Source organism: Ruegeria sp. CDSC002 (genome assembly GCF_059610905.1).
Genome location: NZ_JBXWOM010000015.1, coordinates 34,832 through 46,882 on the forward strand (window position 1 = coordinate 34,832; position 12,051 = coordinate 46,882).

At 52.9% G+C, this 12,051-nt stretch carries 15 protein-coding genes; 6 read left to right on the top strand and 9 right to left on the bottom strand.

Annotated features, from left to right (window positions below):
* Window positions 1–88: 88 nt before the first annotated feature.
* The 5 genes from AC2FJE_RS21320 to AC2FJE_RS21340 all read left to right on the top strand — a co-directional run bounded on the left by AC2FJE_RS21320 (window position 89) and on the right by AC2FJE_RS21340 (window position 4,634).
* Window positions 89–1,177: an isocitrate/isopropylmalate dehydrogenase family protein gene (locus AC2FJE_RS21320; RefSeq protein ID WP_496761469.1), complete on the top strand. Its 1,089-nt coding sequence runs from the start codon at window positions 89–91 to the stop codon at window positions 1,175–1,177.
* A complete protein-coding gene (locus tag AC2FJE_RS21325) occupies window positions 1,174–2,205 on the top strand; it encodes a Gfo/Idh/MocA family protein (RefSeq protein ID WP_496758179.1) in 1,032 nt (343 codons plus the stop codon). Before AC2FJE_RS21320 ends, AC2FJE_RS21325 begins: the two co-directional genes overlap by 4 nt.
* The gene (locus tag AC2FJE_RS21330) at window positions 2,202–2,879 is read left to right on the top strand and encodes a GntR family transcriptional regulator (RefSeq protein WP_282121326.1); all 678 of its coding nucleotides are present in this window, start codon (window positions 2,202–2,204) and stop codon (window positions 2,877–2,879) included. The genes AC2FJE_RS21325 and AC2FJE_RS21330 overlap by 4 nt, the downstream gene beginning before the upstream one ends.
* A 215-nt stretch (window positions 2,880–3,094) precedes the next feature.
* Window positions 3,095–4,195: an Acg family FMN-binding oxidoreductase gene (locus AC2FJE_RS21335; protein WP_496758176.1), complete on the top strand. Its 1,101-nt coding sequence runs from the start codon at window positions 3,095–3,097 to the stop codon at window positions 4,193–4,195.
* Window positions 4,185–4,634: a MarR family winged helix-turn-helix transcriptional regulator gene (locus AC2FJE_RS21340; protein WP_200833197.1), complete on the top strand. Its 450-nt coding sequence runs from the start codon at window positions 4,185–4,187 to the stop codon at window positions 4,632–4,634. Before AC2FJE_RS21335 ends, AC2FJE_RS21340 begins: the two co-directional genes overlap by 11 nt.
* A gap of 543 nt (window positions 4,635–5,177) precedes the next feature.
* Here the strand turns inward: AC2FJE_RS21340 and AC2FJE_RS21345 are convergent.
* The 8 genes from AC2FJE_RS21345 to AC2FJE_RS21380 form a co-directional block, all read right to left on the bottom strand.
* On the bottom strand, window positions 5,178–5,348 hold the full coding sequence (locus AC2FJE_RS21345; RefSeq protein WP_496758173.1) for a hypothetical protein: 171 nt from the start codon (window positions 5,346–5,348) through the stop codon (window positions 5,178–5,180).
* Between the two features lie 259 nt (window positions 5,349–5,607).
* Window positions 5,608–6,108 carry a CIA30 family protein gene (locus AC2FJE_RS21350; protein WP_496761470.1) on the bottom strand — a complete coding sequence of 167 codons (501 nt, stop codon included), beginning with the start codon at window positions 6,106–6,108 and terminating at the stop codon, window positions 5,608–5,610.
* 65 nt (window positions 6,109–6,173) lie between these two features.
* Window positions 6,174–6,587, bottom strand: a complete 414-nt coding sequence (locus AC2FJE_RS21355; protein WP_496761471.1) for a TspO/MBR family protein — start codon at window positions 6,585–6,587, stop codon at window positions 6,174–6,176.
* Between the two features lie 52 nt (window positions 6,588–6,639).
* Window positions 6,640–7,143, bottom strand: a complete 504-nt coding sequence (locus tag AC2FJE_RS21360) for an aggregation factor core (protein ID WP_282171040.1) — start codon at window positions 7,141–7,143, stop codon at window positions 6,640–6,642.
* A 136-nt stretch (window positions 7,144–7,279) separates the two neighbouring features.
* Window positions 7,280–7,663 carry a nuclear transport factor 2 family protein gene (locus AC2FJE_RS21365; protein ID WP_282121333.1) on the bottom strand — a complete coding sequence of 128 codons (384 nt, stop codon included), beginning with the start codon at window positions 7,661–7,663 and terminating at the stop codon, window positions 7,280–7,282.
* 145 nt (window positions 7,664–7,808) lie between these two features.
* A complete protein-coding gene (locus AC2FJE_RS21370; RefSeq protein ID WP_496761472.1) occupies window positions 7,809–8,189 on the bottom strand; it encodes a VOC family protein in 381 nt (126 codons plus the stop codon).
* Window positions 8,190–9,203: a zinc-binding alcohol dehydrogenase family protein gene (locus AC2FJE_RS21375; RefSeq protein ID WP_109310826.1), complete on the bottom strand. Its 1,014-nt coding sequence runs from the start codon at window positions 9,201–9,203 to the stop codon at window positions 8,190–8,192.
* Between the two features lie 26 nt (window positions 9,204–9,229).
* On the bottom strand, window positions 9,230–9,520 hold the full coding sequence (locus tag AC2FJE_RS21380; RefSeq protein ID WP_282121334.1) for a putative quinol monooxygenase: 291 nt from the start codon (window positions 9,518–9,520) through the stop codon (window positions 9,230–9,232).
* A gap of 102 nt (window positions 9,521–9,622) precedes the next feature.
* Between AC2FJE_RS21380 and AC2FJE_RS21385 the strand changes: the two genes are divergently transcribed.
* Entirely contained in the window at window positions 9,623–10,510 is an 888-nt protein-coding gene (locus AC2FJE_RS21385; RefSeq protein WP_282121335.1) for a LysR family transcriptional regulator, read from the top strand.
* A gap of 769 nt (window positions 10,511–11,279) precedes the next feature.
* Here AC2FJE_RS21385 and AC2FJE_RS21390 read toward each other — a convergent pair.
* Window positions 11,280–11,975, bottom strand: coding sequence for an alpha/beta fold hydrolase (locus AC2FJE_RS21390; protein ID WP_496686348.1), 696 nt, complete (start codon window positions 11,973–11,975; stop codon window positions 11,280–11,282).
* Between the last annotated feature and the right edge of the window lie 76 nt (window positions 11,976–12,051).

Genomic DNA, 12,051 nt, shown 5'->3' on the forward strand with positions numbered 1-12,051 from the left:
CGTATACATTAAAGAATGCATTGTCAACGGACTGTAGTGAAAGCTGCTATCGCGCTATGAATGCGAAACGGGAAGGAAGCGGGCTAAGATGAAAAAAAGTTATGATGTGGCAGTGTTCCACGGGGACGGAATCGGCCCTGAAATTATGGCCCCTACGCTTGGAATCCTGCGTCAGCTCTCGCGCGGCAGTCCTTCCTACGAACTGGTGTTTACAGACGCTCCGGCAGGCGCAGGCCACTACGCCAAAACTGGAGAATCGTTTCCGGCTGGATCACTCGAAACCGCACGCAATGCGGACGCAATTCTGCTGTCTGCAATGGGCTTGCCGGATGTTCGTTACCCTGACGGAACCGAGATTTCACCGCAGATCGATCTGCGAAAGAAACTGGGACTTTTTGCTGGTGTGCGGCCAGTAAAGGTAAGCAGCGGACAAATGACCCCTTTGGCGCTGCCTCCCGAAAAAGAGATCGACTTTGTCTTAATACGCGAAAGCACAGAAGGGCTGTTCTTCACCCAAGGCGCTGGCGAAGTTACCGATGACGAAGCACGTGAAACTCTGCTGATCACTCGTGAGGTGTCCGAAAAACTGTTCCGGTTCGCGTTTGAACTCGCCCAGAACCGCAAAAGAACCGGGCGCGGTCCGGGTCGAGTTACATGTGTCGACAAAGCCAATGTATTCCGCGCCTTTGCATTCTTCAGATCGATGTTTGATGCAGAAGCCGCCCACCATCCCGAATTACAGGCAGACCATGCTTATGTTGATGCTACCGCTCTGTGGATGGTTCAAAAGCCTTGGGAATTTGACGTTTTGGTCACTGAGAACATGTTCGGAGACATTCTCTCCGACCTTGGTGCGGGTCTCATGGGTGGTCTAGGACTGGCGCCATCAGCGGATATCGGGTTGAACCACGCTGTATTCCAACCCTGCCATGGTTCCGCCCCGGACATTGCGGGACAGGGTATTGCCAACCCGTTTGCGATGATCTTGTCCGCAGCAATGATGCTTGAATGGTTGGGGTTCACCCATGATCATCCAGACCTGTCCAGCGACGGCGAACGATTGCGTGAAGCCGTGGAAAAGGTGACGGCGAACGGACAGAACCTGACCCGTGACCTAGGTGGAACGGCCGGAACGCAGGGTGCCGCGGCATCGGTATTGGAAGCAATGCGGGCATGAATACTCAACAAGCCATCAGGGTCGCGTGCGTGGGTGCGGGGTATTTCAGCAGGTTCCACTACGAAAGCTGGTCCCGAATGCCCGGAGCGGTTCCGATTGCATCCTGCAACCGTGATATCAACAAGGCGAAAGAAACAGGACTGGCCGCTTACGATGATCTGTCAAAAATGCTGGAGGCGGAAGAACCGGATCTCGTAGACATTATCCTTCCGCCTGTGGCGCAGGCCGAGGCAATCCGCTCGGCACTGCGATTTGGTATCAAGTGGCTGATCTGCCAAAAGCCATTTTGCTTATCTCTGGATGAAGCTGAGAAGATTGTTTCAGAGGCTGAAGCGGTTGGAGCAACTATTGTTGTACACGAGAACTTCCGCTTCCAGCCTTGGTATCGCGCAATCAAAGAGGCGATGACCGAGGGTCGAATTGGTACACCTCTCCAAGCTACTTTCCGGCTTCGGCCCGGCGACGGACAGGGACCACGAGCCTACCTAGACCGGCAGCCGTACTTTCAGGACATGCCGCGTTTCCTGGTTCATGAAACAGCGGTTCACTGGGTAGACACGTTCCGGTTTCTATTCGATGCGCCCAGCGCAGTTTATGCGGACTTGCGCCAAGTTAACCCAGTTATCGCAGGCGAGGACGCAGGTTACATCCTGTTTGACCACGCCAACGGTTTAAGAGCTCTGTTCGATGGCAACAGATGCCTTGACCACAGCGCCGAAAACCTGCGTCAGACCATGGGCGAAGCGCTCATCGAAGGAACGGAAGGATCACTGGTTCTTAACGGCGACGGTTCAGTCGAGCTCCGCGCTTTTGGAAAACAGAAGCGACAGCAGATTCTACCTCCAAGCGATCACGATGGATTTGGAGGAGACTGTGTCCACGCCTTGCAAAGTCACGTCGTTTCAGGCCTTCTACGGGGCACGCCGTTGGAAAACACGGCTCGCGACTATTTGGACGTGATCCGCATCGAAGAGAACATCTATCTCTCGGCCGCGGAGGGACGAAAGATCAACCTGGAGACGCCGTGAAGGATCAGGACGCAAAAACTCTTTCCAATACGCAACGCGCTGTCAGGGATTTGCGAAAGATGATCCTGTCCGGCGAACTTGCAGCCGGAACTGACCATCTGGAGTCGGAACTCGCCGAGACCCTTGGCATGTCCCGCACCCCGATACGGGAAGCTGCGCTGATGTTGGAAAGTAAGGGCTTGCTGGAAATGCGGCCCCGAAAGGGCGTTCGGATACTGCCTGTTTCATCAGATGATATGCGTGAAATTTACGACATACTGACGGAACTCGAGAGTCTCGCAGCACAGCGCGCTGCCGAAGCGGGCTATTCAGAAGATGAACTGGCAGTACTTGCCGGATCAATTGCAAAGATGGACCAAGCCATCGAAGCCGAAGACCTTGAAGCCTGGGCCGAGGCCGACGAGTTGTTTCATCAGGAGCTCGTTCGGTTGGGCGGCAACAAACGAGTCGAAGCGATTGTCGCCATGATGAGCGATCAAGTGCGTCGCGCGCGCGCAACGACATTGTTTATCAGACCCCTGCCCGTCAAATCCAATGAAGATCACCGGGTTGTTTTTCAAGCGATTAGTGAAGGTCGTCCAGATGCCGCCCGCGAACGTCATCGAGAACACAGGCTGCAAGCTCAGGCCATGCTTTGCGGGATACTTGAAAAGCATCGGCTCAACAGCCTCTGATCTTCTCGTTTCCAATCCTTAATCGGCTAAAATAACTGCTTATTTTCGGCACTAAAAGCGCTCCGAATAATTGTCTGCCAAGGCAGTCCGCAGTTGAGCCCGGCTGTTCTGATTTTCTTTTTATAAATCACTCAGCCAATCACTGCATCGATTGGGGTTGATGTAGTACGAATTCGTATTAAATTAGTCCGATATCGCACTACTGGAGAGTCAACATGCCAAACCGAAGACGTTTTCTCAAGATTCTAGGCGGAGGCACAATACTGGCGGCAACGGGCGCGGTTGCGTTCCTCGCTACACGCACGCCGCATGACGCGCTGGCTCCGTGGACGCCAAAACCGTATGACGACCCACGTAAAGCCGCTTTATCCTACGCAATTCTCGCCCCCAATCCGCACAACTTGCAACCTTGGCTGGTTGAGTTGGCTGGACAAGACAAGGTGCGCATCCACCGTGATCCTGATCGCGAGCTTCCGGAAACCGATCCTTACCACCGCCAGCTCTATATTGGCCTCGGTGCATTTGTTGAGACTATGGTCCTGGCGGCAGGTGCACAGGGGTTTGATACCGAGGTCAAGTTACTGCCTGATGGGGATGACGGACCCGTCGCAGAAGCAGTGTTTGTGCCGGGCGGGGCATCCGATCCACTATCAGATCAAATCCTCAAACGGCATTCGAACAAAGAACCATACACTGAACAGCGCCTCTCTGCCGATCAAGTGGCTACGCTTGGCGAATATGCAACTTTGATTACCGACGAAGATTTGGTGACCCGTATTCAAGATCTTACGAAACGCGCTTTTGAAATCGAAATGCGAACGCCGCAGACCCTGAAAGAATCCGTCGACCTGATGCGGATCGGGAAAGCAGAAATCAACGCCAACCCGGACGGGATTGAATTGCGCGATCCCATGCTGGAAACGCTGCGACTTACCGGCCTATTGGACAATGAGACCCTGATGAACGTTGACCACCCAGGCACTCAGTCACACATGCGAGACTACTTCGCGATGCTAGACGCGACGCCGCAATACGCAGTCCTTACGACAGCCACAAATACGCGAAGCGATCAACTCGATGCCGGACGTCAATTGATGCGTTTTTATTTGAAGACAACCGAAATGGGCCTGGGCGTTCATCCGGTCAGTCAGGCCCTTCAGGAATATCCTGAGATGGCTGACGAATACGCGCTGGCTCATGAGCTTCTTGCGTCACCGGGCCACACAGTGCAAATGTTGCTGCGTTTGGGGCATGGACCCGAGCCAATCGCCACACCGCGCTGGCCGCTGGAGAAACGAATTCTGAATGAAGCCTGAAGATGAGACCAACGAAGTCTACCGGTTCTTCACCGAGGTCGGGATCATCAATCAGTTGATCTCGACCAAGCTTGAAGCGTTCTTACCTGGTCGAATGACGGCGACTCAATTTGGAATTTTGGGCCATCTGGTACGGCGGCCCGAAGGTGAAACCCCACTGCAACTCTCAAACGCGTTTCAGGTGCCCAAGACTTCGATGACGCATATGCTCGCCAGCCTTGAAAATCATAACTTGATCACTCTTGAGACAAACCCAAAGGACAAGCGTTCGAAAATTGCCCGGTCAACGCCGCAAGGCGCAGAGTTCCTGAAAACTTGTATGGAGCGGATGTCGGAATCTCTGGCTCCAATTTTGTCCGAACTCGGGGCAAGTCCATTTCACAATTCGCTGCCGAATCTGACGCTCATACGCGAAGCTTTGGACAGCGAACGGGACTAGGCAAAAACTGGTGTTAGCCAGAATGTGAAGCCAAATTCTTAGAACATTATGCAATCTCGACCCCGGGGGAAGACTTGCGGGTTGATTGAGCTCATAACGCCCTGTTTCGCGAAGCTGCAGTGCCATGGCCGGGGTAGACACAGCAAAAGTGAATAAGGCGGTGGTCCTCACAAACACTCAGGATGCTCCTAAAACTGAGTTAGAAAGGTGGGGCGGTGTCGTGACGGGTCAATACAAAGAACAATAGAACTCCTGACAACAGAGGCCATCACAATGCCTGGCCAGAGAGACGGAGAACGCCAAGAATTGGCGCAATGTTGCGTGAGTTTGAAATTTCCGGCGATGCAAACCAAGGTGAAGAACTGGAGCAGCTTCTTGAATCGCAGCGAAACCCAAGGTTCCGCGTCGTGCAACAACTATGGAAGAGTCCGTCGCCTCACCACTCTCGGCGCTGCGTGTTCCTCAGCTTTGGTGTTACCAATTGCAGAGTTCGATCTGATTTACCCTAACTCACAGAAAGCCTGGTGTTGTGCCCCGAAACGCTCAAGCTTCAGCGATCATTATGCCCCAGCTGGAAAAGCCACTCTCTGTCTCACAGATGATCGTTTCCGCCCCGGTTACCTCATCGTTCCCAAAGTAGCACTCCGCAAACGCACCAGTGCCAACAAATGATAGGGTCAGGGCAACAAGGCCCAATGCTGCAATCCTCTTCATGATACTCACTCCTTTAGATAAGCGTCATGTGGGAGTTGTTTTTTGCTAAAAGTACTTTGCTTTGATTAAGTATTTTTAACTTGGGACTGCCAGTCGAGTTGTCTCTTCAGAAAGCAGCACACTCTGAATGTTCGCTCAGAAAAGACAGGTTCAGCATCTAAAAAGAAGAAACAGCACATCCGCATTCAGGAACTGACAGAAGAAGAAATACCGGCGTTGCGGACCTATTTGAAGAACACAGCCCTCGTTTGAGAGACCTTCAGTAGAATCCAATCTCGCTGACATCTACGCTGGCCTCGTGATCGCGCCCGTAGGCTACAACTCCAACAGAGGTGATTTCGTTAGCAACGGGAATAGCGCGCAACATGGCACCTGAAGCCTTAAAGCCTGACAGAGGTAAAGAGACTTCGGTCCATTTGTCAGAAGTTGCGAACTCGGCCTGATAGTATTGCCACGGAAGCACCGTGCCACGTGTCCTGAGGTGGACGAAGTATTGCTCGCCATTCCCCCGTACCAACAGCCTGACGCCCGATACACTCGCATCTGGCCGATCAAGCAACTTGCGTCTGAATTGGATGAATCCACCGTTGTTTTCTGTACTGACGGATCCGGTCAGCCTCGCGAATGCAACATCACCATCCGAACGAAACTGCACCTGCCCTGATGAGACCCCTCCCATGACAGTGTCCGCAACGTAGTCCCAACGCGTCTCCGGAGACTCGGAGAAGTCCTCAGTAAGATTTCCATCAGCCTGTGCCATTGTAGATCCGATGATAAATAGACCTGAAACAAGCCCAACGAAGTTGCCACGCATATTGTTCCTTCTCAGTTCAGTATCGCAATGGAAAGGTTAAGTGCCGTGGCAAATGCGACCCATGCTAAATACGGCAGGAAGGCCAGTGCAGAGACTCGATCAGTGTGCCTGACTTCAGCGATGAACACGACGATGACAGCCAGCAATGCTACAATGACCACAAGGGCCAACCACGGCATTTGCAGAACGAAAAAGGTTGGGGACCACAAAAAGTTCAGACCCATCTGCGTCCACCACAGCTTCATCGCAGCCGAGCTTCGGTCTGTTTCGCACTGGCGCCAACCCGCCATGGCGATCAACACATAAAGCACCGTCCAAACCGGGCCAAATATCCAATTTGGTGGATTGAAAGCAGGTTTAGAAAGCTGCGCATACCAATCGCCCGGTGCAGTCAGTGTCCCGATCAGGACACCGCCTCCCAACATGAGCGCAAGAAATGCTATGCGGATCAACAAGTTCGATATTGCGGAACTGCTTTCAGCAATCCTTGGTCGTCACGTTGACAAGCGCTTCGGAAGAGAAGGTTGCAGTTCTGGTCTTATCCGCATCGGAGTAAGACACCGTGGCGCCTTCGATCTCGGACCCTGTTACGGTGATTTCGCGTTGCCCGATGGTGTCATCTACATCGATGGTAAAGGCGAGTTTGTCCCCGGCTGCAAGGGAGGCTATCTCAAGTTCAATTGAATCTTGCCCATCCACGACCACTGGAAATTGCCGCAGAGCATCCACACCCTCAACGAATTCGAGAGGTTGAAAGACCTCTACGCCCGCACCTTTTTCGGTAACGTCGAAGATCAATCGTCCGGCAGATTGCGACAAGTCGATTTTGAGAGTCGAGGCATTTACTTCGCACGCTCCGACATTTGTCAGAACAAAACGGTCCTTGGGTGCGCCCTCTATGAACCGAATTTGTACACCAGCTTGAGGCGAAGTAGCTGCAAACAATCCAAGGGTCGCGGCAAGAATACTCTTCGAGAGCATATTTATCTCCTTTCTAAAAGGTTCTTGATAGATACGCTTCGGCGGGATTCTTGGATCAGACTTACGCCCTTTGACTATCGTGGTTCAGCCGACAGGAGTCTTCAAAGTTCCATGCACCGTAGTCAGAACGGTTAAGTTAAAACATGCCATTGTCATTCTCGCTGTTTGCTGGAATTTCCTGAAGAACATCCCAGTGCTCGACAACCTTACCTTCAGCATCCAGGCGAAATATATCAATCCCTGCGTACTCGAGACCATCGGGCCAGATTTGGTGGCAATGCAGAATAACGTGGTCGTCTTCAGCAAACGCGCGTTCGATGTCCACGCGCTTTCCCGGGTATTCGGCAGCCATGCGCTCAAAATACTCGACAAAGGCTTGCTTGCCGTCGCCAACATGCGGGTTGTGCTGCGTATAGGTTTCACCAACAAAGGTCGCTATGGCCTCGGCAGGTCGACACTCGTTGAACATCATTTCGTAGAAAGCGATGACGTTTTTCTTGTTTGTTTCGAGGTCCGGCATGCTAATCTCCAAGTCGACGTTTGCACCTCCCGAAAATGTTGACCTGCGTAGTTCTAGGAAGCAACCCCGACAAGGATCTCAATCCCTAATCGACAAGAAGTTACGAGCTTGATTTTGCGTTCCATCTATTTCACGGGTTAGCCGCTTACTCGGATTCTTCGAAGTCAATATGAATATGATTCCCATCAGGATCCGCCACGTGAATTTGGACCATTCGAGCCCCCGGGACGTCAGTTTTTCGGTACTGGATCTGACATGAGGTCAGTTTTTCTTCGAATGCGCTCAAACCAGTGGCTGAGAGCGCAAAATGCTCGAGCTTTAACTTCACTTCGGAGCCAACGTTTGGCGTGCCTTCGTGACCCACAAGGTGAACCACGGCGTGATCACCCGCATACAACCAAGCCCCGGGAAACGGAAAATCAGGGCGGGCCCCAGGTTTCAAACCCAAGACCTCTTCATACCAAGTAGCCATTTCAGACAACTTAGTTGTTACGATGTTCACATGATCTAGCCGCTCAATTCTCATCTAAAAACCCTCAAGCACGAGCTTTCCTTTGGCCTTGCCACTTTCGAGGATAGCATGCGCTTTCATTAAGTTTGCAGCATTGATTGTACCAAGTGTATCGGTTGCTGTGGATCTGATCTTTCCATCGTCTATCAACCCGGCGACCTGATTCAGGATTTCGCTTTGACGGTTCATATCTCCAGTCCCAAAAAGCGACCGAGTGTACATGAACTCCCAATGCAATGAGATCGATTTGGGTTTGAATGGCGCGATGTCAAAGGTCTCAGGATCATCGATCAACCCAAAGCGACCTTGAGGTGTCATCACCTCTCCGGCTTGAGACGCATAAAGCTGGGAATGGTTCGTTGAATAGATGAAATCCACGCTTTCGATACCGAGAGCCCCGAGTTGTGCGCCAAAAGGTTCCGCATGGTTGATGACATGGTGTGCGCCCAGCTCTCGAACCCAGTCTTGTGTCTCGGGTCGGGACGCTGTCGCTATCACTGTCAATTCAGTGAGAGCCCGTGCCAATTGAATGGTGATTGATCCGACACCGCCTGCGCCACCTATAACCAGCAACGTTTTTGTCCCGCCGGGAACGGCATCTTGGACTCGCAAGCGGTCGAACAGCATCTCAAAGGCAGTAAGCGTCGTTAGCGGCATCGCCGCAGCTGCTTTTGCAGGTATGGATTTTGGCGCGGCTCCGACAATACGTTCATCAACCAGATGAAACTCAGCATTGGTTCCCAATCTGTTTATCGCCCCGGCATACCAAACTGTATCTCCCGGACTGAAAGTCTCAACCGTTTCGCCAACTGCTTCGACGATCCCTACTGCGTCCCACCCCAGAATATCCGGTGCTGCACCTGCAGGAGCTCGTTTTTGACGAATTTTCGTATCGACTGGGTTCACTGACACGGCCTGCACCTTGACCAACAAGTCGTGCCCCTTCGGCGTCGGTCTGTCGGTATCGAAGTCGATTAAGGCATCCGCCCGATCAATCGACCCTGCCTCACGGTATCCCACGGCTTTCATAACGTGCTCCTTTGTCCGGTTCTGTATCAACCGATGACTGTCATCTCATTCAACGTGAACTCTGCAACGGCGCCCTCTGTCGCCTCCAGGTAAGCCGCAAGGTGCTGAGCACCCATGTGGCTTTGCCAAAGCTCTCGGCTTTCCCAATTTTCGTAGAACACAAAATGTGCCGGGTTGTCGTTGTCCTGGTGCAGGTCATAGTTAATGCAACCCTCTTCGGCACGCGTTATGTCGATGAGCTTGGTGAGCTCTGCTTTGACAAGGTCGATCTTGCCGGGGTTGGCTTTGATGTTGGCGACAATGGTCAGCTTGGCCATCAGGTCGTTCCTTTGCTGTTACGTTGGTGTCGTAGATTTACGCCGCCGCCAAAACGGGATAAACAGTCATTCATCGGAAATATAATCCGGAAATATCGACTAATGCTGCTCGACAACCTCCGCCTCTTCCTGACCATCGCCGAGAAAGGCAGCCTTGTCGCGGCGGCCCGAGAGACAGGTTTATCGAGCACAACTGTCTCCGAACGGCTCGCTGCGCTGGAATCACACTACGGTGTGGTATTGTTCAACCGAACGACACGCTCAATCAGTTTGACCGAAGAGGGTCGGGTCCTGATCGATGGCGCCAAGAGCGTTCTCAGTGAAGTCACCGACCTCGACACCCGCATTCGCCTCGGCGCCGAAACCCTTTCTGGCCTGATCCGCGTCAGTGCGCCTATTGATTTAGGTCGTGGTGTTGTCTCTGACGTGATCTCTGAATTCACCGAAGAGAACCCGGCTGTGTCAATAGAACTGTCGCTATCCGATGGCTATGTCGATCTCGTGGGTCAGGGTTTTGACTTGGCTGTTCGGTTTGGGGACATCACCGACAGCTCACTCCGAATACGCAACCTTGGAAGCTACCAGCGTTTCGTCTGCGCAGCACCCAGCTATCTGGCGACATATGGAGCACCAGAACTGCCCGAAGACCTCGCAAATCATAACTGCCTGGTTATGCGTTTCGGTGGTTCGCTCGACAACGTTTGGGAGTTTGTCGCAGGCCGAGAGCGCCAGCTTGTCCCAGTCAAGGGAAACCGAATTGTAAATGATGGCTCGCTTATCCGCAGTTGGGCTCTGGCAGGCCATGGCATCGTGTTGAAATCGGAACTGGATGTTGGCGATGATGTCAGAGCCGGAAAGCTTGTGGCCCTGTTAGGCGAATTCCTCCCACCACCCAAGCCGCTACAAATGATGTTTCCACCCGGCCGAGCCCAACCTCGCCGAGTGGCGGAGTTCGCGCAGTATCTACGCCGGAAAATGGGTGCGATCTGACCCAAACGGGAACAGGCAGCCGCGAACTGTTCCAAGAGGGCAATTCCTCAGCGCTCAGTTTCAAGATCACTCAACGACCCGCCACTTTTTTGGAAGTCGCGCCAGACCCAGACCATTCGATCTACAAACCAGATTTTACCACCTTAGATCATAACGATTCCAAGGCAGATGAACCCGATATCGAACTTCCACAATATCTGTAGGCGCGCGCATATCGCTGCGCGCCCAACACTGATTACATTCAGAAAATTACGGATTCTACGCCCATAACCTTGCGCGAGATTTGCGCATAAGTTTGCATTTTTTGCCCATAAGTTTGCGCGGTGCGTAGAATTCGTTCAATTTATAGTAGTCCTCTCTCAGCTCAATCGACTTTAGACGCTCATCCACAATCAAGAGTGCACTCTGGTCGAAAAAATTCAACCCTAGTCAGTGGGAAACAGTTCTAAGGCAATTGTGAGAGACTTGTTGGCCAAGATAACGTCGAGCGCCTTGTCTGAGCCGATCTTATTTTCCTAGCTAGTACCGCATACTCATTATCGAGCATCCGAAAGTGACGGCGCCGAGATCGGTTGCCTGCCATTGAAGCTGAAGCTTCGGTTTGAGATCAATGCCAGCTGATCAGTCGAGACGCGGATTCACTTGCAGAGCTACGGCGCATCTCGCCCGAAGCGCTGATTGAAGTAGGACAATCGGGATAGAAGCAATAACTATTCCTATGCGGGCGATTTCGCTGTCCGCGCGCTCGTGCAGGATCCGGCGGCCAAATTCAAATCGCAGACATTAGCATTCGGGCCAAGTCGTCAGGCCTATCGATCATCACGTAGTGCCCGAATGGCACCGAAATCGCCGTCCACCCCGACTGATACTGGTATCGCTCAAAAAACGGTTGGCCAAGCCCAGGGACCCAGCCGGTGGCATAGATGTAGGTCCGCTTTACCACCTCGGCTCCGCCGCTCACCAGTTGCATCGGTTGCTCAAATGTCTTGAGTGGTTGCGCGACATTTCGGCGGTCCACCCACGCACAGTCTGCTCCATTCACCGAAAAAGCCTCCGCTGGGCCCGGCGCGACTTTACCATCGGCGGCACTATCACGAAGCCCTGCCGCGATATCCGCAGGCAAAACATCCAAGGCCGCCTGCCCATCGCCCGGTACGAGCGCATCGAGGTACACAAGTGAGCGAATGTGGTCGGGCGCTCTATCCGCCACTCCGGTGACAACCATGCCGCCATAGCTATGACCGCACAAAACAATGTCAGAGAGTTCTTCGCACGTGATTACCCCTAGGACATCCTCGATATGCATGGCCAGATCGGTTTCGTCACTAACGAGGTGAGCACGTTCACCCAACCCTGTCAGTGTCGGGGTGAAAACGTCGTGGCCGTCCCTGCGCAGAAGGGCGGCTACGCGAGCCCAACACCATCCCCCTTGCCACGCTCCGTGGACCAATACAAATGTCGCCATAACCCGCCCAACTCCGTCGATACTGCAATGACAGTAGATTCAACAGGGCCGCCTCGTCCACAGGATCGTTTGGACG